Origin of the sequence: Algoriphagus sp. (assembly GCF_030694375.1) — a bacterium.
GTDB lineage: Bacteria > Bacteroidota > Bacteroidia > Cytophagales > Cyclobacteriaceae > Algoriphagus.
Window position 1 is genome coordinate 13088 of record NZ_JAUXYL010000017.1, and the last position, 21772, is coordinate 34859.

Here is a 21772-nt window from a genome sequence, read left to right on the forward strand (position 1 = left end):
TTTCAATTTATGGGAAAAGCTCACCTCAAGCTAACTTAACCTGGTACCGCACACTTCGTCCTCCACCTTCCGCCACGAAAATCCCCAAGTCACGCAAATGCTGCAGGTCCCGGGTAGCAGTAGCTTTCGAAGCACCGGTAAGCGAAATGTATTTTTTGGCATTCATTCCTCCTTCAAATCCATCCGGACCTTCATCCAGCATTCGGTTTAAGGCTTTCATTTCCCGCTCATTCAATTCTTTGCTATACGAATCGAAAAGCTTGGTTTTCTGAAGTGAAAACTCAATCACTTCTTCAACTTTTTCCTGGGCTTTCATCACCACATCCCCAAAATAACGCAACCAGTCATTCACTTGGAGACTGCGTTGCGCTTGCTTAAGTTGATCGTAATACAGCTCTCGCTTGACCTCAATGACTTGGGATAAACTAATCAAAATCGGCTGCTCGAGTCCTTGGTGAAGTGCTTTTTCTGCCAATATCCGACCGATTCGCCCATTTCCGTCCTCGAAGGGATGGATACTTTCGAAATACAAATGAACCAATGCCGCTCGCAAGATCGGATTCCGAATCGCCTTTTCTCCTTCTGGATTCGTGGCATTGAACCAGGCTATAAACCGATTCATTTCATCGGGTACCTGCTCAGACGGTGGCGCTTCGAAGTGGACGATTTCTTTGCCCAAGGCTCCCGAAACAACTTGCATCGGCTCGCTTCCCTTTCGCCATGCTCCTGCCTGAACATAGCGATTACCCTCCATCAGCATCTCATGCCAGGAGAAAAGCATCGTGTCGCTGAGTGGGGCCTTCCAAGTTTGGCGCACTGCAACCATCAGCTTGGCAATGCCCTTGGCACGAGGATCTTTAACTAGCCGCGGCTGCTCCTCATGGATTCCGAGGTTCTTTTTGAGGGAAGACATCACATCCACCTGACTTAAGTATTCCCCTTCGATCTCAGAAGTCTTGATCGCTTCGGACAATAGAATATCCACAAGAAGTTGGTCTTTCTTCTCTTCGGTTATTTTGAAAATCGACCACTGGATTTTCCGGATTTCAGCAGAAACTTGAGTTGGACATCCTCGATTATTCCGGGCGTAAACTCAAACTCCGGCCAGCCTTTTTGTTGCCAATTGTAACTCATGAGCCGAACATACAAATATTCGGCTCACATTATTCAACTTTATGAGCCGATTATCGCTGTTATTCGGCTCATTTTTTATTTTAATACGAGCTGATAAGAGATATTGTACGGCTCAAGCTGGAGTAAATTCCAAATCCTCCTGGATTTTCACCTTTCAAAGGCGCCATAGAACCCACTGGGGTTTGTGAATCTCAATGCCCCTTTTGACTCCATACAAGCGAATTGAAACTGCCTTCCTTCAGGGGATCACTGGTCAGCCAAGATTTACAGAATCTAAGGTGACTGGCCCAAAGAAAGACCGGGTGTATGAATTGCGAAGCTATGAAAGCCCTACGGAGCACCTTTACAAATGAAAATGTTCAATGAAGGTGAAATGGATATTTTCACCAAACTCGATTTCAATCCGGTGTTTTATGGAGAGGTGATCGCCGGAGCAAACATGCCCAATCTGATGTATATGACCACATTCACAAACAGAGCGTTCCGTGATGCACATTGGAAAGCCTTTGGAACAGACCCGGATTGGGATCGAATGAAAGTCATGCCTGAATACCAAAATATCATGAACAAAAACGATCAGCGCCTATTATTGCACCCTACCGAGTACTCTGATTTCTGATTAAAAAATTATGAGTGTCCGTGAACCTGCACATAGCCTTTGAAATTTGGATTGGAGGACAGATTTGCTAAGCTATGGACCATGGACTATAGACCATGGTCGAGGATCCGCAACTTAATGGGCCAATTTTTACCCAACGTGCATCCTTGCGGATACTCATATAAAAAATTCACCTCTTGACTGAAGCCGGATGAATGTCCGGCTTTTTCTTTTAGCTTTTTCCAAAAAAAATAACTGGATCACTTTTTTAAACCTGAGAAAACAAGTCATTCATTTTATTGAAAAATATTACCTTATCATTTGAATTTCAGCCAACTGTATTTCTCTACTGATTTGACTATTTCTATCAAAGTAGACATTAATTCAAAACAGGATTAGTATGAAACCTTTCCCCAAACTTCATCTTTGGCTTATTCTTCCTTTTGTTTTAACCCTGATTGGGTTTAGCCATTATTGGACTGGCTTTTCCGAAGCTACATTTCAATGGCATTTGCATGGACTTTCGGCTACGGCTTGGTATATCATTTTGATCGCCCAACCTTGGATTTATCACCATCGGCCGATTCATGTTCACCGAAAAGTAGGCATGATCGGGATTCTTCTTGCAGGTATCGTGATCGCATCCGCATTGAGCGTGATCAAAGGAAATCTCCTTCAACCCGAGCAAAGTCCACTTTTTGAGGTTCGTTATAGCCTTTCCCTTCTGGACTTCATGTTTATCACCGGATTTATGGTATCAGTCATTGCAGCAATTTGGAATGCTAAAAATACACCGGTTCACGCTAGATGGATGATCAGTACGGTCTTTTGGGTATTGTCTCCAGCGACGACTCGTTTATCTTTTATTCCGCTTGGGATGATTTATCAGCCCAAAGAATTTTCTGATTTTCCATTTTCATGGGCTGATGTGCTGACTTGGAATCAGGCCTTGATTGTCCTGGTGTTGGTTTTTCTAATAATCCTGGATTACCAAAAAGAGAAAAAAATCTACTTCTCTTACGTCCTTGTAGCCATTTCGCAACTTTCGGCCATCCTGATTTTAACCGGACTCAAGGATTCAGCATGGCTTATTTCGGTGCTAAACAAGCTATTTGATCTCTGATCAAAGTTGGCCCGAACCAAAACGGAATCCAAAAAACGCGCCCAATCCCATCAAAACAAGCATAATCCCAATCAGGAGAAGTAGCACATTCAAAGGCATTTCCCAGTCCTCTGAGCCGATTTTGAATTTGATGGGTTTTTTCCAGTCCACAATGATCAATTTGAAATTAGAGGTTTGAAATTTGAAATTTCGGTTGACCTAAACTTCAAATTTTGAATTTCAAATATCAAATTATTTTTTGAGAATCGCTTTCCAACCTTTCGCTTCAATCTGAGCTGCAGATTCTTCCACTTTCTCCCGAAGGCCGGTTTTGAATGCATCCATCTTTTTCCCAACTGCTGCATCATAAGCTCCGACAATGGAAGCTGCCAAGATACCGGCGTTTTTCCCTCCGTTCAATGCAACAGTAGCCACCGGAATCCCGCTAGGCATCTGTAAAATGGATAAAATGCTGTCCCAGCCGTCGATGGAATTAGAGCTTTTGACAGGCACTCCGATTACAGGCAAACTGGTCAAGGAAGCAACCATTCCCGGAAGATGTGCTGCACCTCCGGCACCGGCCACGATGACTTTGATTCCCCGCTCCCGGGCAGAACCTGCATAATCGATCATCCGCTGAGGCGTCCGATGCGCCGAAACCACCGTCAGTTCGTATTCAATCCCGATTTCTTCTAAAAACTGGGCCGCTTCGGCCATGACAGGAAGATCGGATTGACTTCCCATGATTATTCCTACCTGTGGGTTCATGGAGTAGATTTGATTTTGATAAGTTCTTTGATTCGGTTTGCCCGGTTTTTCAGTGTTTCCACATTTTCATCCAAGATGGTCACATGACCCATTTTCCGAAAGGGTTTGGTGAGCTTTTTCCCATATAGGTGAATATACACACCTTTTTCTGCCAGTGCTTCTTCTTTTCCTTCCACGATGGCAAGGCCGGAATATCCATCTTCACCAAGCAAATTGATCATGGCGGCAGGGCATCGTAAACTTGGATCGCCCAAGGGCCAGTTCATCACTGCACGGAGATGCTGCTCAAACTGGGAAGTAAAATTGGCTTCAATCGTATGATGTCCGCTGTTGTGAGGGCGCGGTGCAATTTCATTGACCAGTACTTCTCCGGATTTGGTGACAAAAAGTTCGACCGCGAGAATCCCCACCATGTCTAACTTCAGGATTACTTCTTTGGCGATTTCTTGTGCCTTCGCTTCGATCTCCACAGAAATCTGAGCTGGCGCAAAGAGGAATTCAACCAGATTTGCTGTCGGGTGAAAAGCACATTCCACCGCCGGGTAGGCGACCAAATCCCCATTTTCGTTTCGGGCGACTGTTACTGCGATTTCCTTGTCGAAGTCAATGAGTTTTTCCAGAAGTCCTGGCGCATCAAAGGCTTTCTCCAAATCTGCATCAGAGCGCAGGATCTGCACCCCACGTCCGTCATAGCCTTCCTTTCCCAACTTATTCACTGCCGGAAGAAAGTGCTTTTTTGCAATTACATCAGCCTTATTCTCCGTCAGGATAAAATCGGCAGTAGGAATTCCATTTGCTTGATAAAATTTCTTTTGCTCCCGCTTATCCTGGATCAATTTGAGAATTTGGGGCTGAGGAAAAACCTTTTTCCCTTCATCAGAAAGCTTTTGCAAGGCATCGGCATTGACAGATTCGATTTCTACAGTGATCACATCACAGCATTTTCCGAAGGAATAAACAGTATCGAAATCCTTGAGCGATCCCACTTGAAAATGCTGCGAAATATCCTTGCAGGGCGCATTGGGATCCGGATCCAAAATGTGGATATCCTGATTATAATTAATGGCAGACTGGATCAGCATGCGACCCAACTGACCTCCTCCAAGTACTCCAAGAATTAGATTTTGTGATGTATCGGCCATAGTCAGGCCAAAATTAACAGATTCCCAGACAATGAGGCATGGCAAAATTGAAGATCGGATTTCTTTTTCGTCTAAACGCTGCGCCCGCTAATCAGTCGTAGCAGAATAGAAACGACCGCCAAGACCAGTAAAACATGGATAAGTCCTCCGACACTGTAAACAAACACGCCCAACAACCATCCGATAATTAGAATAACTGCGATCAAATAAAGCAAAGAGTTCATGATTTTTCAGGTTTGGTAAACAATTGATTCTACTCAAATTAAGTCAATCAAAATGCCAACTCGCCCTATTTCTGAAATCTTATGCCCATCAATTCCATCAATTTATGGGCATTGAAGCTCGGACAGGGGCCATTTTTGATTTTATAGTCAAAGTCAATCGATTTGTCCAAGATCTCAGAGTGGAAGGAGAAGTTGTGGACTTTCTCCACACTTTTCTCCAATTCTGACAATTCGATATCATGGGTACTGATGATGCCAAAGCCTTTAGTATGAAGTATCTGATGGATCAATGCCTCCGAACCCGAGATTCGGTCTTGTGTATTGGTCCCCTTCAGGATTTCATCCAACAGAAAAAACAAAGGTTCACCGGACTCCAGTCGTTCGATCAGATTGTGGATCCGGCTCAATTCGGCATAAAAGGAACTGACGCTTTCTCCCAGATTATCTGAATTGCGCATGCTGGTGTAAAGCTGAACAGGACCTAGTGTCAAACTAGCGCCAAAGGGACTGAGCCCAAGATTTGCCAGAACACAATTAATTCCCAGGGTTCGCATAAAAGTCGTTTTGCCACTCATATTCGCCCCGGTCAGGATCACGAGTCGTGTCGCTGAGTCAAAATCAATGGAATTGGGGATGGCTTTACCCGGAGAAATCAAGGGATGGCTTAATTCCTTGGCGGCTAAAAGCACTTCTTGCGTCCATTCCACTTTCCCCTTGCCTTCCAATTGCCCCTCAAATGCTCCCAAAGAAACCCAAACCTCCCATTTCTCGAGATTTTCAGGCAAATGACTCAGCGAGGGGCCTACTTTTCTTTTCCAATTCGCCAATCTTATGAATAGCAAAAAGTCCGTCCAAAAGAGCAGGTTAATTGGCAAATAGAGCAAATTAAGACGATTTTGAGCCCAAAGCCCCAGCCGATCCAATTCACTCAATTGGCGGGAAGCGGCTAATTGGGCGCTTCCAAAATTTTCCTTTTCCAAGAGAAGGCTTGGAGAATTAAATTCTTCATTCTCGATTTGCTGTGCCCGGATCCGATAAGATTTCAGTGTAGCTGCCGTCGGAATTGATTCAGCTGCCTTTTTTAATGGGATAAAAACCCGGCTCAAAAAAGCCACACCAACCAAAACCCAAAGCCCCAATACTACCTGTGGCAACAATCCAAAATAAACAAGTGCAAGAATTACCATTCCACCCAAGGGACCCAAAAATGCCAAAACTGAGATTAGAACTGAAGATTTTTCCTTTTCCTCCAACCAATGAATCCAGGATTCAGGCGCTTTTTCTTCTTTTTGGAAAGCCAATCCCACCGCTTCCACTGAGTCAAGAAACGAACGCTTTTTTGAAAGCTCAGCAACTGCGGCAGCTCGGGATTGCGAAGTTTCAGGGTCAAAGGAACTCATCATCAGGTTAGCCAACCGCCTTTTCCCGTTTTTGGAAGTGGTGTGATTGAGCAATTGAAAAAGAGAATGGGCCCCAAACAGATCCAAATCCCCTGAAAAAGGATGGTTTTTGTCGGAAAATTCCACCCCGGGATCCAAAGTCGCCAAATTTCTGGATAGCCTCAATTCCTGATTTTTGATCATTTCTTCCAAAGCCAGATAAATCCGCTCCTGATCTTTGAGGGCATTGGTCTTTTGGATTAGCTTGATAAAACCTCCCAAGGCCAAAAAGGCAGGCAACAACCAAAATGGATTTTCGGCCAAGCCCAAGACAAATAAAGCGGCAGTTCCAAAAAAAGTAAGCAAACGAAAGATGCTAAGCCTGGAATTTTGGCTTTGTAAGGTTTTGAGCTTTTCGGGAATGCGCTCGGTTTTGAAATCAAAATCAATCATAGACAAAGATAACCATTGTATTGAAGGCTAAAATTGATTTATATTTGCAATATTGTTGCATTTAATGGAGCTATGTTGGAATTGAAGTCAGGAACAAGTGTGAGTAAAAACCATTTCCACCGGATAGTTATAGCAGCCCTAATCGTCATGACCCTGGCTTCAGCACAGCGTCCACCAGACCGAATGTGGGAGCTTTTCTCCAAAACAAGGTTTACGGAAAAGCTAAACCGGAAATTCGGGCAGTATTTCTACTATCCAAATTTCCCTGAAGAGCTTAAAAAGTTGGAAGGTCAACCGGTGGAACTTCAGGGTTTTTTCATTCCCCTGGAGATGGGAAATGTCAATACGCTCATTCTCTCCAAATATCCCATGGCCGAGTGCTTTTTCTGCGGTGGATCAGGTCCGGAAAGTGTAGCCGTGGCATACCTGAAAAGCAAACCCACCCAAAAACTAAAAATGGATCAGATCATCAAAGTTCGCGGGACTCTTCAGCTCAATGCGGAAGATGTCGAAGAGATGACATTCATCTTGAAAAACGCGGAAATTATTAAATAAGCTATGAACAAGAAACTACCTGTCACCGTTTTGAGCGGCTTTTTAGGCGCTGGAAAAACGACGCTTCTCAACCACATTTTGCATAATAAGGAAGGGCTGAAAGTAGCCGTAATCGTCAATGACATGAGCGAAGTCAATGTCGACGCGAATACCATCGCTCAGGGAAACACCCTCTCTAAAACAGAAGAAAAACTGGTCGAAATGAGTAACGGATGCATCTGCTGCACCCTGAGGGAGGACTTGATGCTGGAAGTGGAAAAGCTTGCCCGCGAAAACCGCTTTGACTACCTGCTCATCGAGAGCTCGGGGATTTCTGAGCCGCTCCCGGTGGCACAGACCTTCAGCTTTGTAGATGAGGAAAAAGGCATTGACCTTTCCCGTTTCAGCCGCTTGGACACCTTGGTGACTGTGGTGGATGCGTTTAATTTCCCCAAAGATTTTGGCAGTGCGGAGACCGTCTATTCCAAAGGCATGAATGAAGACGAGGAGGATCAACGGTCCATCGTGAATCTCCTGACCGACCAAATTGAATTTGCCAATGTGATTTTACTGAATAAGACCGATCTGGTCAGCCCCGAACAGGCAGGCGAACTCAAAGCCATTCTGCAAAAACTCAATCCCAAGGCTAAAATCCTGTATTCGGACCATGGGAAAATCCAACCTGAGGTGATCCTGAACACTGGACTCTATGACGCCGGAGAACTGGAAGGAACAGAAGCTTGGCAAGACGAACTTCAAAAAGAGCATACTCCTGAGTCGAAGGAGTACGGCATTACAAGTTTTGTATTTAGGGACCGCAGACCTTTTCATTCGGATAGATTCTGGAACTACATCAGTGAATCCTGGCCCGCGAGCATCATCCGAAGCAAGGGCCTCTTCTACATAGCCTCCCGAAAGGATCAGGCGATCTCCTGGTCACAGGCAGGTGGAAGCCTCAAAGCAGATCCTGTGGGTGTTTGGTGGGCTTCAATGCCATTCAAGCAAAGAACGCAGTATGCCTCTTTCATCGAAAACCAAAAAATGATTGAGAGTAAGTGGGATAAAAAATTCGGGGATCGCATGAATGAGCTTGTTCTGATCGGTCAATACCCCGATGAAGAACAAATCCGAAAAGAGCTGGAAAGTTGTCTTTTGACAGATCGGGAACTTGATTTATTTCACCAGGGAAAATCATTTAAGGACAATTGGCCGTTTTAGCATTAAAGCCAAAAAAATGAAAAAGCAGAAAACACAAAAACCCCTGGCCGAGGAATGGGATCTGAGTGAAGGTATGGGGATCTTGCCAAGTGATATTTCCCTTACACAAAACATTGGTTGTGTGAGTGAAAGAATCAAAAAACCAAGTCAGGATAGGCCCAAAAAGGAAAATAAAGCATAATTTTAGTCCGTTTTTAAACTACTATATTTTATGAAAAAATCATTTTACTCCCCCTTGATTTTGGGGCTATTCTCAACGCTTATTTTCTCTTGTACAGAAACTGATCCGATTGTTCCTGAACCAAATCTGGCTGTCGTGGAGGACGAATTTAAAATCAATTCTGCTTTCGAAGATTTGGATTTTCTTACACTTGATGTGCTTCAGAGAAGTGGTTTGGGATTACGTACTCAGTCTACGGCCGACCTTTGTGCAAATGCATCAGTGACTCACAATCAAAACTCCAAAAAAATTACCGTTGACTTCGGTACAGGATGTACCAGTCCAAATGGTGTAATTCGAAAAGGTAAAATTCTTCTTTCCTATACGGGTTCTAACTTCCTTTTCCCAGGAACCTCTATCATCACCACTTTTGAAGGATACGAAGTGAATGGGCTGATTATCCAAGGAACGCGCACAATTGCGAATGCTGGGATTGACTTAATCAACAGCAAGGTGTCGCTCAATGTGAAAATCGAAAATGGCTCAATCACTTGGCCTGACAATTCCAAGGTTACTTACAACAGTACCCAAAATCGCCAAGTAACTTTGGCCGCCTCAGGTTATGAGGCTTCCGTAACCGGATCGGCAACCGGTAAAAGCAGAAAAGGAATTGACTACACGGCAACTGTTACCGAACCACTGATCATTAAAGAAGATTGTGCTCGCACAGGAATTTACATTCCAAGTCTAGGTGTCTTGGCCTTCAGCTATCAAGGAGTAGCCGTATCTGTTCACTACGGATTCGGTACATGCGACAAAGTAGTCGAAATCAGGTACCCGGGTGGAGCTAAAGAAATCACGCTCGATTAACAGTTCTAAAATCCAAATTCAAACGGCTATCTTTCGAGGTAGCCGTTTTTTATTTGCCATGGAAAAAAAGCTGATCAAAGGACATCAACATATTCGCTATGAAAGACCCGACCTTTCAGAAGACGAGCTGATCAAAAACTCCTTAGCGTTTTACAAAGAAATGGCCTCCCGGCGTACAGTGCGGGAATTTGATTCTCGGTCGGTTCCACTCGAAGTGATGGAAAATATCATCCGTACCGCAGGAACTGCTCCATCAGGAGCACACAAACAGCCATGGACCTTTTGCCTGATTTCTGACCCGGAAATCAAACGCCAAATCCGTATGGCTGCGGAAGAGGAGGAAAAAATATCCTATTCTCAACGAATGCCTGAGGAATGGAAAGCCGATTTAAAACCTTTGGGCACAGACTGGGAAAAACCGTTTTTGGAAGAAGCACCTTACCTGATTGTGGTATTCAAACAATCTTATGGTATCGAAAACGGAGAAAAAATTCAGCATTACTATGTGTCGGAATCGGTCGGCATCGCCTGTGGTTTTCTGATTGCAGCCATCCATCAGGCTGGCTTGGTGACTGTAACACACACCCCAAGTCCGATGAATTTTCTAAGCAAAATATTGGGAAGACCCGCACATGAAAAACCCTACCTGCTCTTACCGGTTGGGCATCCCAAAAAAACAACTTATGTGCCTGATATTGAGCGAAAGGAATTGGAAAAAATAGTGATTAAATATTAAACTCAGGATGAAAAAACAGATCTAAAGATCGAATTTCACTTCTATAATTCAACAATCATGAAATGCCCATTAGAATGGCTTCTCACACAGGGGGATGCCCCGAGCTATCGGGGCAGGCTATGTGGCAAATAAAAATCAAATTATAAACACATGAAATCAACTCTTTTTAACCCAATCAAGGGGCTGACACTTTTCGGCTTGTTGCTATTTGCATCATGCGAAAAAGAAGAAAGCCTTCCCTCAAATCAGGTAAATGAAACTGAGGAAACAGCGCAGGAGGTAGATTTAACTACTACCATGGAGGATATTGACGAAGTGACTTTGAGCAGCTTTCAGCGAAATGGCTTTGCAAACAGGTCTCTTTTGACAATGGAGGAGGATCTCTGTGAAAAAGTAAAAATTGAATGGTTGCCCGGTGTCAAAAAAATGATCATCGATTTTGGTCAGGGATGCACCAGTCCAAGGGGTGTCACCAGAAAAGGAAAAATCATCGTCACTTACACCGGTAGATATTGGTCGCCAGGATCTGTCATCACCTCAACTTTTGAAAACTTCTACATCGATGACCGGAAGATCGAAGGAGTCCGGGTCATTACAAATCAGGGATTCAATGAGAATGACAAATTTTTCACCTTCAAGATTGTGATGGAGGGTGGGAAGATTACCTGGCCTGACGGAACTTTCAGGACAGTTGAATCCAGACATGTCAAACGTATTTTTCTTCCAAATGGAGACCGAGGAGTTATCTACAAAATTGCCGGAAGTAGCAAAGGCGTAAACAGAAACGGAAATGACTACCTCGTAGAAATAACCACTCCACTGCTTTTTTCAGAGCGTTGTATTCGATCCGGAATCAGGATTCCAAGTGCCGGAGTGATGGTAATGCGTGTTAGATCAAAAGATGAAATCAAAATCGATTTTGGCACAGATGCCTGTGATCGCATTGTCACCATCACCCGCGGAGGCGAAACAAAAACAGTGACTTTGCCGGTACGCCTTTAGGAAAGATTTAAAATAAAGGAGGTGGCTTAATGCCACCTCCTTTATTTTACTCCTTTGCAGGTTTTGGTACAACCTGATGCACCACCCGCTGAGGGAAGGGAATTTCGATTTCATGACGGTCAAAGGCTTCCTTGATCTTTTCCATCGTATCCCAATAGACAGGCCAGACATTTTCTTTGTTGGCCCAGGCACGGACAACCAAATCCAAGGAACTGTCGCCAAAGTTATTTAACCATACCACCGGTTCGGGTTCAGCATTAACGCGTTCATCATTTTTCAGGATTTCAATAATGACGGTTCGCGCCTTTTTCAGATCGGTATCATAGGAGACGCCAACATTGATATCAATTCTTCTTGTGGGGTTTGCCGTGATGTTTACAATATCAGAGTTTGCCAGGCTTCCATTGGGAATGACCACCTCCCGGTTATCGAATGTGTTCAGGTGGGTATATAAAATATCGATTTTAGAAACGGTCCCCGTGTGACTTTGCCCACTAATCACATCACCCACCTTGAACGGCTTGAATAACAAGATCAATACTCCCCCTGCAAAATTGGACAGTGAGCCCTGCAAAGCCAAGCCGATAGCCAAACCTGCAGCTCCCAAAATGGCCAAAAACGAAGACATTGGAACTCCCAAAATTGTTGCTAGACCGATAAACAGCGATACGTAAAGTAAAGCCTTGACCAGGCCTGTCAAAAAAGTATTTAAGGATGGATTAGAATCCCTTTTTTCCAGGATTAGCGTAAATCCTTTGAGGAATTTGTTGATGAAAAACCTGCCTACCAGGTAAAAAATTAAAGCATAAATCAGCGAAGGAATGATTTTGTATGCCAGTGCAATTCCCTGCTGTAAAAGTGAATTAATCGTTTCCTGAGATAATTCCATGGTTTAAGCGTTTGGTTTATAATCTAAAATAAGACCAAAACTTGCCATCTAAATGCCCAAAACCAACTGATTTGATATGTTTTTATTCCTGCCTTTGCCAAAATCCGTTCCAAATCGGCCTTTTGAAAACTCCTCAAAACAGAGAGCGAAGCGTCATGCTGTACCATTGGAGATTTGCTGAACAGCTTGGTCAAAATCCGGATGCTGTGAAAAGCAAACCAATGCCGATGCAGGTCATTGATGACCAATCCAAGGGTGGATTTTTGTCGAAATGACTGAATCAATGTGATTAATTCAGCGTCAGTAAAGTGATGGGTAAAGAGCGTACAAGTGATGATGTCTACTTTTTCCTTCGAAAATTCAGGTTCAAATACATTCTGAACCTGCCAGCGGACATTGGTCACATCGTTAAGCCTAACCTTAGCGAGGTCGATAATGTTCCTGTTGGCGTCAATTCCTACAAAATCCACTTGCTTTTTGTTCGATTCAGCCCAGTCATTCATTATCCGAATCATATCTCCTCCACCGCAGCCAATATCAGCAATACGGTAGCTGGACTGCGGATTTAGCTTCATGATTTTTGCCAATCCATCGGTGGTCACATGATTTCCCCCGAGCCAATGATTGATGGTTTTCAGTTCACGAAGCGTTTGCTCAAGTTCCTGACCCGAACATTCGAGGTCATCCATCAGCTCTTTTTCTTCGCTTCGCTTGTCAAATTTGCTCATTGCTTGATCAGATGCATGGTTTCCAAAGTCAGACCGGGGCCAAAACCCATTGACAATATCTCTCCTTCTACCAGGGGATCCTTCATCATTCGCTCCAATACAAACAGGATAGTGGCAGAAGACATATTCCCAAATTGTTTTAATACCTGCATCGCGTGAAAATTCACTTCAGGACCGAGTTCAAATGCCTCCTGTACTTTTTGCAAGATTTGCTTCCCGCCCGGATGAATGGCAAAGTTCTGGATCTGGCTTAGCCTGAACTTTTTTTCAAAAACATCTTTAAGTTCCCGAATCCCCTTGTCCAGCAGTGCGGGAATGTATTTGCTAAGTCTCATTTCAAAACCAAAATCACCAATACCCCAAGCCATATCCTGCTCCCCTTCTCTGAATACCTGACTGAGATATGAATTAATTTTCAGGCCTTTATCCGAATTCATCACCAAAGCAGCGGCAGCACCGTCTCCAAACAGGGAATTGGCAAGGATATTATCCTCTGTATAATCTTTCTGAAAGTGAAGTGTACACAACTCGACCGAAACTACCAAAACCTTTGCTTCCGGCTCAGCTCGGAGAATTTTATCTGCGAGCTTCAATCCTGTAAATGCGGCATAGCAACCCATAAAATGAACACAGTAGCGCTCTACCTCATCCTCAAGCCCGAGTTTAGCCATGAGCTCAAGCTCCACCCCCGGCGCAACCATCCCTGTACAAGAGACCAAAATCAGATGAGTCAGGGACTTGGCAGCTACACCGGCTTGATCCAGGCAGGAGATTGAGGCTGATGCAGCGAGTCCGGGAGCTGTCCTCCGAAACACTTCCATTCTGGCCTTGGTCCCCGGAAAGGGGAGAAGTTGCTCATTTTTAGGGAAAAAAGAGAAATCTTCAGTGAGTAGCTTATCAAAGTCCTCCAAGGCACTGTGCCGGAAATTGATGCCTGACATGCGATAAAATATACCGAGCTTTCGACTGTCGGTCTCGTCCAGCTGATGGGCCAGCTTCATAAATCGGGCTATTTCTGCCTGGGGAATTGGGGTTCCCGGATTGGAAAGCCCGATGCTGACAATACTGGAATTCATCAAATCAAGTTAAGCGAATATTTCTAAATTGGGACTCATTGATTACAACCATCCTGCCAAGAGAAGGTTAAACTTTAAAATTAAATGATGGGGAAAAGTGCTCCTTTTTAGGCAAATAAAAAATGGTCTGGAATTACCTTCAATATTGGATTGATTTTTTGATGAGATAAAAGCGTCAGTCTGCCGTGGCAGAGGGGTCGGAATAGAACTCCAACGATGAAATAGAAACCAATGACCACGGAGTGGTCAAACCTCTCAATAACCCTAGGTGCAACCTAGGGATCCGTGCAACCTGATCTTAGAAACCAACCCTGCAAGGGTTGAACTTGAAGGGAATCCAGAATAGCTCCCCACAAACAAAGTTCGACTCCCTTTGGGCCTGACCGAGGCGGAAAGTCGAAGGGCTTACAATCTTTCGAGATTTAGTAAAATAACCTTACTTTTAAATTTATGATCACACGCTCCAGCATCAGCCATTTACGAATTCCATTTTCACTTTTTCTAATGCCGGTTTTTCTGTTCGCTTTGGCCCTTACTCCAAACTTAAATGGGGACCGATTGCTGTTGGTATTTCTTGTGCTTCACTTATTTCTATATCCCAGCAGCAACGGATACAACAGTTTTTTTGATCGGGATGAAGAAAGTATCGGCGGATTGAAACACCCTCCTAAGGTCACCCCTGATTTATATTGGCTGTCGCAGGGATTTTTTCTCATTGCCTTAATCCTCGGTGCAATGATCAGTTTGGGTTTTGCCGGCATGCTTTTAGTCTATGGCCTGGTAAGTATGGCTTATTCCCATCCGCGGATCAGGATCAAAAAGTACCCTTGGGCAAGTTGGATCATCGCGGGTTTTTTTCAGGGATATTTCACCTTCGCTATGGCCTATGCCGGATTGAGTGACTTGGGCTGGGATGTGATAGTCAAGCCACACGTGATTATTCCGGGGCTCTTGACCAGCCTGATGCTTTGGGGAAATTACCCACTTACACAAGTCTATCAGCATCGGGAGGACTCCAAAAGAGGAGATCGCACCCTGAGCCTCAAACTGGGAATCAAAGGTACCTTTCTCTTTTCCGCACTTTTCTTTGCACTCACCGGAGCAGCATTCATTTGGTATTTTCTGGATCGTGGCCAAGACCAGATCATTTGGGTATACCTTGGAGCCATGGCTCCGATCATTCTGTTTTTTCTAATCTGGTTCGGATTTGTAAATCAAAATCCCGAAAAGTACGCCTCTTATTCCTGGGCGATGGGGATGAACAGTTTGTCGGCTTTGGCTCTGAATGCCTTCTTTATTTACTACTTCCTAGAAAACACCCAAATTCAGCAGGTTTTCGGATATTAATCAGAAGGGACTCCCATGTGTATTTTTGATGATCTGCTTCGCCAAAAATGGAATATGGTTGATCAGATTTCTTGCAAATACGGAGGCTCCGCCTGATCCAAAAAGCCGCTGTACATTTCTCCCTACCCATAATCTTTGGCGAAATTCTGCAGTCCAGGTTTTAGTATAAATTGACTCCACTTCTTCCCGGCTACCTCCGGTCAACAGGGACTCTGCGGCGAGTTTTCCTGAATGAATCGCCATAGCCATCCCATTGCCACAAAGCGGTGTAATCAATCCGGCGGAATCTCCTGCCATAAGGATGTGGTTTTCTACCGGATCCTTAGGCTCAAAATTAATCTCATTGATCACTTCGGGCTTTTCGAACAGAAACTCACTTTCTTGAAAAATCTTTTTCAAAATCGGGTTTCCCCATAAAACCTGCCGCTCCATTTCTTCTACCGAACCAAACTGCCGGAGCTGATCCCGACTGCCCAAGTAGCAGAGATTGAATTTTCCAGACTCGATGGCATTCAGTCCGCAGTAGCCTCCATGGAAATTGTGCAGCGCTACCGTATCGTGTTCAAAGTCTCCATTCACATGGTACTTTACACCGATATATGGACTCCTTTTTTGTATAAAGGAGCGATTCATGACTTTATCCAATTTGCTTCGCTTTCCAAAAGCACCTATGACATAATCCGCTTCAAGGATGGAATGATCGGATAGCGTCAACTGGAATTTTCCAGCTTTTTCATTATAATCAACAGAATTGACTTGAATTCCTGCCCTTACTTCGACACCTGATGCTACGGCTTGCTTCACCAGCCATTCATCCAACACGAACCTGCTGATTCCAAATCCACCGAGATCCAGGGGAATTTGGACTGTTTTCCCTTTGGTGTCACTGAACTGAAAACGAGTAATCTCCGGAAGCTGCAAATAATCGGGATATAGCTTTTCCCTTTTCAAAAAACCGAGTACTTCATTGGAAATGTATTCCCCACAAACTCGATGAAAAGGGTACATCTTTTTCTCTATAAGCATTACATTTCTATCCTTTCTGGCCAGAAGGATGGATGAAATCAAGCCTGCAAGTCCTCCACCGATGACAATTATTCTTTTTTCTGATGCTTTCAAGTGCCTTTGATTTGATGATTCAACCGCTTATCAAAAAATAAGTTTATTCGCCCGCTTATCCCGCAGTTTGGAAGTTACTTTATTTCCAGAATTCAACTTATCTATATCATGAATAAAACCCTACCCAAATTACTCAGGAGAACAGCCTTTGTATTGGGAGTGATGGGATCGCTGCTCAGTGCAGAGGACTCATTTGCCCAAAAGAAAAAGAAAAAAGGCGAAGAAACACCTGCTGCCGCACCTGCTGCACCACGACCAAGTGCTCCCCCTTCCAACGGGCCAAAGCCTTACAAAGAGGTAATCACGGCAAAAGCCAAGACCAAAGAGGGACTTTTTAAAGTTCATCAAATTGAGGACAAGTACTTCTATGAAATACCGGATTCGCTGTTGGGACGCGATATGCTGATGGTGGTGAGAATCGCCAAAACAGCTGATGGAATCGGATATGGAGGCGAAAACACCAACAATCTGATGGTACGTTGGGAAAAAAACAATGACGACATCCTTCTGAAAGTCGTATCGGTTAACAACTACGCCGCAGATTCGCTGCCGATATCAATGGCTGTCAAAAACTCAAACTTAGAGCCGATCCTTCAGAAATTTGCAATTAAAGCAAGAGGAACTGACTCAACGGGGATTGTCATCGAAGTTACCGATCTGTTCAACAAAGACAATCAGGCACTGGGACTACAACGCAATAGAAGAACGGAATACAAAGTTTCCAGACTGGACACGGATCGCTCTTATATTGTTCATATCAATTCCTATCCGATCAACATTGAGAATCGCTATGTCTTGACCTATGCCGCAACAGATCCCCCTTCAAACAGCTCCACGGGATTGATCACTCTGGAAATGAATGCCTCAATGGTATTACTGCCTAAAGAGCCCATGAAGCAACGCTTGGCTGACCGCCGGGTAGGTTGGTTTGCACGATCCTACGTAGACTACGGTGCCGATGAGCAACGGGCCACTTCCCGACGTTACCTCGATCGCTGGAGATTGGAAGTGAAGCCAGAGGATATGGAGAAGTTTAAGCGTGGCGAATTGGTAGAGCCTGTCAAGCCTATCGTGTATTACATCGATCCTGCCACTCCTACGAAGTGGGTTCCTTATTTAAAGCAAGGGGTTGAGGATTGGCAAAAGGCTTTTGAGGCTGCCGGTTTCAAAAATGCAATCATTGCCAAAGAAGCACCTTCGGCTCAAGAAGATCCAACCTGGAGTACAGAGGATGCGAGATTTTCAGTCATTCGCTACTTCGCTTCAGACATTCAAAATGCGTACGGACCACACGTATCTGATCCCCGCTCAGGAGAGATCATCGAATCCCACATTGGCTGGTATCACAACGTGATGAACCTGTTGAGAAACTGGTTCTTCATCCAGACTGCAGCGATCAACCCGGATGCCAGAGGGGTGAATTTCTCGGACGAAACGATGGGGCGATTGATCCGCTTCGTATCTGCACATGAAGTTGGCCACACCTTGGGTCTTCCTCACAACTTCGCTTCATCTGTGGCTTATCCGGTAGAAAAACTCCGCGATCCCGCTTTCACAAAAGAATTTGGTACCGCACCTTCGATTATGGATTATGCCCGATTCAATTACATCGCGCAGCCGGAAGACAAAGGTGTAAGCCTAATGCCTGACGTAGGACCATACGACAAGTATGCTATCATGTGGGGCTATCGTCCAATCCCGGAGGCTGCAACGCCTGAAGCAGAGCAGCCGATATTGGATAAGTGGATTTTGGATAAAAAAGGAGATCCAATCTACCGATACGGTCGTCAGGGTAACAATTACGACCCGACTACTCAATCCGAAGATTTGGGTGACAATGCGATGAAAGCTTCCGAATACGGAATCAAAAACCTGCAACGCATCATGCCAAACTTGATGGAATGGACAGCAGAAGAAAACAAACCTTATAAAGATTACGCAGACTTATCAGAGATGTATGGTCAGGTGATTGGACAATTCAACCGCTACATGGGCCATGTGAGAACCAATGTGGGTGGAGTTGCAGAGGTATACAGCTCAGTCGGTCAAAATGAAGCGGTATACACACACACTTCCAAAGAAATGCAAAAGTCTGCCGTCGACTTCTTGAACAAGCAGCTTTTTGCTACGCCGACATGGTTGATGGATGACAAAATCATCGCACGAATTGGAGATTTTGGTGCATTGGAACGAGTCCGCGGCATACAGGTGACCACACTTAACGGAATCCTGGAGTGGGGTCGTCTTGGCCGTGTAATCGAGAATGAGGCAATGAACGGATCTAATGCGTATAAAATTACCGAATTATTTGATGATTTGAGAAAAGGTATCTGGACCGAACTCTCCGCCGGCAAATCAATCGATGTACAGCGAAGAGCTCTTCAGAGAGCACATATTGAGCGACTTGAACTATTGCTGACAGGCAACGAGCCAAATCTTCCTGCGCAGTTCAGGGCTTTCGTTGGACCACAAATCAATGCATCGCAGTCCGATATCAGACCAATGGCAAGAGGAGAACTCAAAACCCTGCAAAGCCAAATCAGAGGAGCAATCGGACGAACATCAGACCGAATGTCAAAACTCCATCTTGAGGATGCGCTAGCAAGGATTGAAAAAATTCTCTCCGAAGAGTCTGGAAAATAACCACAAAAAAGGCGCTGAGATCAGCGCCTTTTTTTTCACTACCATTTTTTGAGTTAATTTGACATTCAAACAGAAGTCATGCTTAGCCCTCTTTACATACTTCAATCCCATAAACTCCGGATTACCGACTGTCGATTGGACATCATCCAAGAATTCTTGGATAAAAATGTAGCCCTTTCACATTCCGACTTGGAGGATAAGCTCAATCAACAATTTGATCGGGTTACCATCTACCGCACTTTAAAAACTTTTTTGGACAAAGATCTAATCCATAAAGTTCTTGATGACAGTGGCGCTACTAAGTATGCCCTTTGTGCTCACGGTGAAACCAAACATGTGCACAACCATGAGCATGTACACTTCAAATGCGAATCCTGTGGAGAAACAACCTGTCTGGAAGAAATCACATTGCCTCAAATCAAACTGCCCTCAGGATTTGAGAAAAAAGAAATGAATCTCCTAGTACAGGGGATTTGTGACAAATGCCATTAATATTCAGCCGGCTCCGGCGCTTTTGATTTTTTGGGAGAATCCGAGGGCCAAATGACCCCGGGGGGCAAGTCAATTTTAGGAGGTGTGAGATTCTCAATCCCTCCATCTCCATCGTCATTACTGCTATTTCCCCTTCTTAGTGAGTTTTTAGTCATCGTTGCTACAAAATAGATTAAGATGACGTAAGCCACACCACACATAAAGAGATCAATGATCAGACTGTTCATGGCTAAAAATTTTCAGATAAGTTAATCGAATACATGTTCTAAATCAACCGATTAATCCTTTTGTTTAAATCCATGTGCTGTATTTATGATTTTTTTCGACTTGCTAAATCACTCGGATAGGTGGATATTTGCGCTCGCTAATTTGTATCCGATGATTATCAAAACAAAAAAATATCAGCTTCCCACTGGAACTTACATCAAAATGGGATTAAAATCGATTCTAATGCAACAATGGTGGGTCATTTTGATAGCTCTTTCCATTTGCTTTGGATACCTGTGGATCGCTTCGATTTGGTGGTTTATTGGAGCCCTGATTGCCTACGGTCTCTATGTTTTATTTTGGACTATTCAGTTTGCAGGAGTTACTCAAATGGAACAGAATAAACCCATCTTTCAAAAAATGGCTTACGAAATCGACAGCAGACAAATCCTGATGAAGATAAATGCCCGGGAAGGAATGCCCATTCAGTGGAATATGATCAAGCGGGTGGAAATCACCAAAGATGCCTTTGTCCTGTATCTTTCCAAAGCCCAATTCATTCACTTGCCCTTTCGTATTTTCAATACAGAAAACGAGAAGAAATTTTTGGAGACTATCCTGAAACGGAAAGAACTCATCTAAAACAAAAAAAGCCCTCAATTGAGGGCTTTTTTTAGTTTAACCGGAAATTACATTTTTGGCAAAATCACGGTATCAATGACATGTACTACACCATTGCTTGCTTCAATATCTGCTGTGATAACAGTAGCATTGTCGATCATCGCTTTGCCGTCTTTTAACGTAACTGTGATTTCAGAACCCTGAACAGTTTTCGCCTTTTGACCATTTGACAGATCTGATGACATTACCTTGCCTGCCACAACATGATACGTCAATACCGCTATCAGTTGCGCCTTATTTTCAGGCTTCAAAAGGTTTTCTACAGTTCCAGCCGGCAACTTGGCAAAGGCCTCGTTTGTTGGCGCAAATACTGTAAATGGTCCCTCACTTTTAAGTACACCTACCAAGTCACCTGCTTGAACTGCAGCTACCAAAGTGGACAAGAACTCAGTGGCAACCGCCAAGTCTACGATGTCTGCGTCGACTTCATGAACGTTGGTTGATTTGGGAGTAAAGGCTGATGCGAAGAAAATCGTCATCACCATCAAAATAGAAAGTAATTTTTTCATAGTAGAAATAATTTTGGTTAGTGGAATTCGAACAGCTTGTTTCAAGTAATTGTTTTTCAAAGATTTGTTAAGAAACGTGAACGGGTATATTCGATTAAATACGGTGAGGACAGGGTGTAATTGGAGTTTAGTTTTTGTTAAAAAACATTTAGAAAATTTTCCTGCTACTTTTTTCGATCTTTAAAGCATGCAAATCAAACTCATCGCCATCGGAAAAACTGATCATCCAGCCATTCAAAAACTGATCGAAGAATATTCCACCCGCTTGGGATTCTACATCCGGTTTGAGATGGAAGTGATTCCGGATTTGAAAAACACCAAATCACTTTCCGAGCAGATTCAAAAAGAAAAAGAAGGAGATTTGATCCTCAAAAAAATTCAAAGCGCTGATGAACTGATCTTATTGGACGAGCGGGGCAAAACTTTTTCCTCTATCGAATTCTCTGAATTTCTGCAGAAAAAAATGAATTCGGGACTTAAGCAATTGGTATTGGTCATTGGAGGCCCTTATGGTTTTTCGGACGCGGTCTATAGTCGTGGAAACGGAAAGATTTCGCTTTCCAAAATGACTTTTTCGCATCAAATGATCAGACCTTTTTTGATCGAACAGCTTTATCGGGCTTTTACCATCCTGAGAAACGAGCCTTACCACCACGAATGAGTACCTGAAGTACTCACTGTTAAGTTTTTAGCCAAACACTTTCCTAATGTTACCGAATTGTTAACTTTGAACAATTCAGATAACATTAGCTTCATCTCAG

At 43.8% G+C, this 21772-nt stretch carries 27 protein-coding genes; 14 read left to right on the plus strand and 13 right to left on the minus strand.

Going from position 1 to position 21772, the window contains the following annotated elements; all coding sequences use genetic code 11:
- Positions 1–25: 25 nt before the first annotated feature.
- Together Q8M62_RS04465 and Q8M62_RS04470 are read right to left on the minus strand one after the other, a co-directional pair.
- Positions 26–985: a Fic family protein gene (locus Q8M62_RS04465; protein ID WP_304901705.1), complete on the minus strand. Its 960-nt coding sequence runs from the start codon at positions 983–985 to the stop codon at positions 26–28.
- Positions 986–1011: 26 nt separating this feature from the next.
- A complete protein-coding gene (locus Q8M62_RS04470; RefSeq protein ID WP_304901706.1) occupies positions 1012–1134 on the minus strand; it encodes a DUF4172 domain-containing protein in 123 nt (40 codons plus the stop codon).
- A 194-nt stretch (positions 1135–1328) separates the two neighbouring features.
- Here Q8M62_RS04470 and Q8M62_RS04475 point away from each other — a divergent pair, with 194 nt between their 5' ends.
- From Q8M62_RS04475 to Q8M62_RS04485, 3 genes are all read left to right on the plus strand, one after another.
- Positions 1329–1487, plus strand: a complete 159-nt coding sequence (locus tag Q8M62_RS04475) for a hypothetical protein (protein ID WP_304901707.1) — start codon at positions 1329–1331, stop codon at positions 1485–1487.
- Between the two features lie 2 nt (positions 1488–1489).
- Entirely contained in the window at positions 1490–1753 is a 264-nt protein-coding gene (locus tag Q8M62_RS04480) for an NIPSNAP family protein (RefSeq protein ID WP_304901708.1), read from the plus strand.
- A gap of 379 nt (positions 1754–2132) precedes the next feature.
- Positions 2133–2855, plus strand: a complete 723-nt coding sequence (locus Q8M62_RS04485; RefSeq protein WP_304901709.1) for a hypothetical protein — start codon at positions 2133–2135, stop codon at positions 2853–2855.
- Here the strand turns inward: Q8M62_RS04485 and Q8M62_RS04490 are convergent, their stop codons facing one another.
- The 5 genes from Q8M62_RS04490 to Q8M62_RS04510 all read right to left on the minus strand — a co-directional run bounded on the left by Q8M62_RS04490 (position 2856) and on the right by Q8M62_RS04510 (position 6800).
- Positions 2856–3005 carry a hypothetical protein gene (locus tag Q8M62_RS04490; RefSeq protein ID WP_304901710.1) on the minus strand — a complete coding sequence of 50 codons (150 nt, stop codon included), beginning with the start codon at positions 3003–3005 and terminating at the stop codon, positions 2856–2858. It lies immediately after the preceding gene.
- 81 nt (positions 3006–3086) lie between these two features.
- On the minus strand, positions 3087–3602 hold the full coding sequence (purE, locus tag Q8M62_RS04495) for a 5-(carboxyamino)imidazole ribonucleotide mutase (protein WP_304901711.1): 516 nt from the start codon (positions 3600–3602) through the stop codon (positions 3087–3089).
- The gene (locus tag Q8M62_RS04500; RefSeq protein WP_304901712.1) at positions 3599–4744 is read right to left on the minus strand and encodes a 5-(carboxyamino)imidazole ribonucleotide synthase; all 1146 of its coding nucleotides are present in this window, start codon (positions 4742–4744) and stop codon (positions 3599–3601) included. Before Q8M62_RS04500 ends, purE begins: the two co-directional genes overlap by 4 nt.
- 71 nt (positions 4745–4815) lie before the next feature.
- The gene (locus Q8M62_RS04505; protein ID WP_304901713.1) at positions 4816–4968 is read right to left on the minus strand and encodes a lmo0937 family membrane protein; all 153 of its coding nucleotides are present in this window, start codon (positions 4966–4968) and stop codon (positions 4816–4818) included.
- Positions 4969–5033: 65 nt separating this feature from the next.
- A complete protein-coding gene (locus tag Q8M62_RS04510) occupies positions 5034–6800 on the minus strand; it encodes a DNA mismatch repair protein (RefSeq protein WP_304901714.1) in 1767 nt (588 codons plus the stop codon).
- Between the two features lie 147 nt (positions 6801–6947).
- Between Q8M62_RS04510 and Q8M62_RS04515 the strand changes: the two genes are divergently transcribed.
- The 6 genes from Q8M62_RS04515 (at position 6948) to Q8M62_RS04540 (ending at position 11320) form a co-directional block, all read left to right on the plus strand.
- The gene (locus Q8M62_RS04515; RefSeq protein WP_304901715.1) at positions 6948–7355 is read left to right on the plus strand and encodes a hypothetical protein; all 408 of its coding nucleotides are present in this window, start codon (positions 6948–6950) and stop codon (positions 7353–7355) included.
- 3 nt (positions 7356–7358) lie between these two features.
- Positions 7359–8552 carry a GTP-binding protein gene (locus tag Q8M62_RS04520; protein ID WP_304901716.1) on the plus strand — a complete coding sequence of 398 codons (1194 nt, stop codon included), beginning with the start codon at positions 7359–7361 and terminating at the stop codon, positions 8550–8552.
- Between the two features lie 16 nt (positions 8553–8568).
- The gene (locus Q8M62_RS04525) at positions 8569–8733 is read left to right on the plus strand and encodes a hypothetical protein (protein WP_304901717.1); all 165 of its coding nucleotides are present in this window, start codon (positions 8569–8571) and stop codon (positions 8731–8733) included.
- Positions 8734–8763: 30 nt separating this feature from the next.
- Positions 8764–9582: a hypothetical protein gene (locus Q8M62_RS04530; RefSeq protein WP_304901718.1), complete on the plus strand. Its 819-nt coding sequence runs from the start codon at positions 8764–8766 to the stop codon at positions 9580–9582.
- A 58-nt stretch (positions 9583–9640) separates the two neighbouring features.
- A complete protein-coding gene (locus tag Q8M62_RS04535; RefSeq protein ID WP_304901719.1) occupies positions 9641–10318 on the plus strand; it encodes a nitroreductase family protein in 678 nt (225 codons plus the stop codon).
- Positions 10319–10468: 150 nt separating this feature from the next.
- Positions 10469–11320, plus strand: a complete 852-nt coding sequence (locus Q8M62_RS04540) for a hypothetical protein (protein ID WP_304901720.1) — start codon at positions 10469–10471, stop codon at positions 11318–11320.
- Between the two features lie 46 nt (positions 11321–11366).
- Here Q8M62_RS04540 and Q8M62_RS04545 read toward each other — a convergent pair whose 3' ends face one another.
- Genes Q8M62_RS04545 through Q8M62_RS04555 form a run of 3 tightly spaced genes read right to left on the minus strand, consistent with a single transcriptional unit; the run spans position 11367 to position 14013 of the window.
- The gene (locus Q8M62_RS04545) at positions 11367–12209 is read right to left on the minus strand and encodes a mechanosensitive ion channel family protein (RefSeq protein ID WP_304901721.1); all 843 of its coding nucleotides are present in this window, start codon (positions 12207–12209) and stop codon (positions 11367–11369) included.
- A gap of 23 nt (positions 12210–12232) precedes the next feature.
- Complete coding sequence (locus Q8M62_RS04550; RefSeq protein ID WP_304901722.1) at positions 12233–12937, minus strand: methyltransferase domain-containing protein; 705 nt, start codon at positions 12935–12937, stop codon at positions 12233–12235.
- The gene (locus Q8M62_RS04555; protein WP_304901723.1) at positions 12934–14013 is read right to left on the minus strand and encodes a type III polyketide synthase; all 1080 of its coding nucleotides are present in this window, start codon (positions 14011–14013) and stop codon (positions 12934–12936) included. Before Q8M62_RS04555 ends, Q8M62_RS04550 begins: the two co-directional genes overlap by 4 nt.
- Positions 14014–14463: 450 nt before the next feature.
- Between Q8M62_RS04555 and Q8M62_RS04560 the strand changes: the two genes are divergently transcribed.
- Complete coding sequence (locus Q8M62_RS04560; RefSeq protein ID WP_304901724.1) at positions 14464–15360, plus strand: UbiA family prenyltransferase; 897 nt, start codon at positions 14464–14466, stop codon at positions 15358–15360.
- Here Q8M62_RS04560 and Q8M62_RS04565 read toward each other — a convergent pair whose 3' ends face one another.
- Positions 15361–16479, minus strand: coding sequence for an NAD(P)/FAD-dependent oxidoreductase (locus tag Q8M62_RS04565; protein WP_304901725.1), 1119 nt, complete (start codon positions 16477–16479; stop codon positions 15361–15363).
- Between the two features lie 162 nt (positions 16480–16641).
- On the opposite strand from Q8M62_RS04565, the gene Q8M62_RS04570 reads away from it, so the two are divergent.
- Together Q8M62_RS04570 and Q8M62_RS04575 are read left to right on the plus strand one after the other, a co-directional pair.
- Positions 16642–19122, plus strand: a complete 2481-nt coding sequence (locus tag Q8M62_RS04570; protein ID WP_370690571.1) for a zinc-dependent metalloprotease — start codon at positions 16642–16644, stop codon at positions 19120–19122.
- Between the two features lie 78 nt (positions 19123–19200).
- Positions 19201–19614, plus strand: a complete 414-nt coding sequence (locus Q8M62_RS04575) for a Fur family transcriptional regulator (RefSeq protein ID WP_304901727.1) — start codon at positions 19201–19203, stop codon at positions 19612–19614.
- Here the strand turns inward: Q8M62_RS04575 and Q8M62_RS04580 are convergent.
- Positions 19611–19841 (minus strand): hypothetical protein, encoded by a 231-nt coding sequence (locus tag Q8M62_RS04580; RefSeq protein ID WP_304901728.1) that lies wholly within the window; start codon positions 19839–19841, stop codon positions 19611–19613. The two genes, Q8M62_RS04575 and Q8M62_RS04580, sit on opposite strands and share 4 nt — an antisense overlap.
- 151 nt (positions 19842–19992) lie before the next feature.
- Here Q8M62_RS04580 and Q8M62_RS04585 point away from each other — a divergent pair, with 151 nt between their 5' ends.
- Positions 19993–20463: a YcxB family protein gene (locus Q8M62_RS04585; protein WP_304901729.1), complete on the plus strand. Its 471-nt coding sequence runs from the start codon at positions 19993–19995 to the stop codon at positions 20461–20463.
- Positions 20464–20510: 47 nt separating this feature from the next.
- Here the strand turns inward: Q8M62_RS04585 and Q8M62_RS04590 are convergent, their stop codons facing one another.
- Positions 20511–21011, minus strand: a complete 501-nt coding sequence (locus Q8M62_RS04590; RefSeq protein WP_305668044.1) for a fasciclin domain-containing protein — start codon at positions 21009–21011, stop codon at positions 20511–20513.
- 187 nt (positions 21012–21198) lie between these two features.
- On the opposite strand from Q8M62_RS04590, the gene rlmH reads away from it, so the two are divergent.
- Positions 21199–21672: a 23S rRNA (pseudouridine(1915)-N(3))-methyltransferase RlmH gene (rlmH, locus tag Q8M62_RS04595; protein ID WP_304901730.1), complete on the plus strand. Its 474-nt coding sequence runs from the start codon at positions 21199–21201 to the stop codon at positions 21670–21672.
- Positions 21673–21772 lie beyond the last annotated feature (100 nt).

Bases quoted from the DNA above. Each gene is read 5' to 3' on its own strand.
- Q8M62_RS04540 (WP_304901720.1), top strand. From the start codon at position 10,469: ATGAAATCAACTCTTTTTAACCCAATCAAGGGGCTGACACTTTTCGGC.
- Q8M62_RS04575 (WP_304901727.1), top strand. From the start codon at position 19,201: ATGCTTAGCCCTCTTTACATACTTCAATCCCATAAACTCCGGATTACC.
- Q8M62_RS04475 (WP_304901707.1), top strand. From the start codon at position 1,329: ATGCCCCTTTTGACTCCATACAAGCGAATTGAAACTGCCTTCCTTCAG.
- rlmH (WP_304901730.1), top strand. From the start codon at position 21,199: ATGCAAATCAAACTCATCGCCATCGGAAAAACTGATCATCCAGCCATT.
- Q8M62_RS04580 (WP_304901728.1), bottom strand. From the start codon at position 19,841: ATGAACAGTCTGATCATTGATCTCTTTATGTGTGGTGTGGCTTACGTC.
- Q8M62_RS04470 (WP_304901706.1), bottom strand. From the start codon at position 1,134: ATGAGTTACAATTGGCAACAAAAAGGCTGGCCGGAGTTTGAGTTTACG.
- Q8M62_RS04590 (WP_305668044.1), bottom strand. From the start codon at position 21,011: ATGAAAAAATTACTTTCTATTTTGATGGTGATGACGATTTTCTTCGCA.
- Q8M62_RS04560 (WP_304901724.1), top strand. From the start codon at position 14,464: ATGATCACACGCTCCAGCATCAGCCATTTACGAATTCCATTTTCACTT.
- Q8M62_RS04485 (WP_304901709.1), top strand. From the start codon at position 2,133: ATGAAACCTTTCCCCAAACTTCATCTTTGGCTTATTCTTCCTTTTGTT.
- purE (WP_304901711.1), bottom strand. From the start codon at position 3,602: ATGAACCCACAGGTAGGAATAATCATGGGAAGTCAATCCGATCTTCCT.
- Q8M62_RS04535 (WP_304901719.1), top strand. From the start codon at position 9,641: ATGGAAAAAAAGCTGATCAAAGGACATCAACATATTCGCTATGAAAGA.
- Q8M62_RS04545 (WP_304901721.1), bottom strand. From the start codon at position 12,209: ATGGAATTATCTCAGGAAACGATTAATTCACTTTTACAGCAGGGAATT.
- Q8M62_RS04520 (WP_304901716.1), top strand. From the start codon at position 7,359: ATGAACAAGAAACTACCTGTCACCGTTTTGAGCGGCTTTTTAGGCGCT.
- Q8M62_RS04570 (WP_370690571.1), top strand. From the start codon at position 16,642: ATGGGATCGCTGCTCAGTGCAGAGGACTCATTTGCCCAAAAGAAAAAG.
- Q8M62_RS04515 (WP_304901715.1), top strand. From the start codon at position 6,948: ATGACCCTGGCTTCAGCACAGCGTCCACCAGACCGAATGTGGGAGCTT.
- Q8M62_RS04555 (WP_304901723.1), bottom strand. From the start codon at position 14,013: ATGAATTCCAGTATTGTCAGCATCGGGCTTTCCAATCCGGGAACCCCA.
- Q8M62_RS04510 (WP_304901714.1), bottom strand. From the start codon at position 6,800: ATGATTGATTTTGATTTCAAAACCGAGCGCATTCCCGAAAAGCTCAAA.
- Q8M62_RS04550 (WP_304901722.1), bottom strand. From the start codon at position 12,937: ATGAGCAAATTTGACAAGCGAAGCGAAGAAAAAGAGCTGATGGATGAC.
- Q8M62_RS04585 (WP_304901729.1), top strand. From the start codon at position 19,993: ATGATTATCAAAACAAAAAAATATCAGCTTCCCACTGGAACTTACATC.
- Q8M62_RS04480 (WP_304901708.1), top strand. From the start codon at position 1,490: ATGTTCAATGAAGGTGAAATGGATATTTTCACCAAACTCGATTTCAAT.
- Q8M62_RS04530 (WP_304901718.1), top strand. From the start codon at position 8,764: ATGAAAAAATCATTTTACTCCCCCTTGATTTTGGGGCTATTCTCAACG.
- Q8M62_RS04500 (WP_304901712.1), bottom strand. From the start codon at position 4,744: ATGGCCGATACATCACAAAATCTAATTCTTGGAGTACTTGGAGGAGGT.
- Q8M62_RS04505 (WP_304901713.1), bottom strand. From the start codon at position 4,968: ATGAACTCTTTGCTTTATTTGATCGCAGTTATTCTAATTATCGGATGG.
- Q8M62_RS04525 (WP_304901717.1), top strand. From the start codon at position 8,569: ATGAAAAAGCAGAAAACACAAAAACCCCTGGCCGAGGAATGGGATCTG.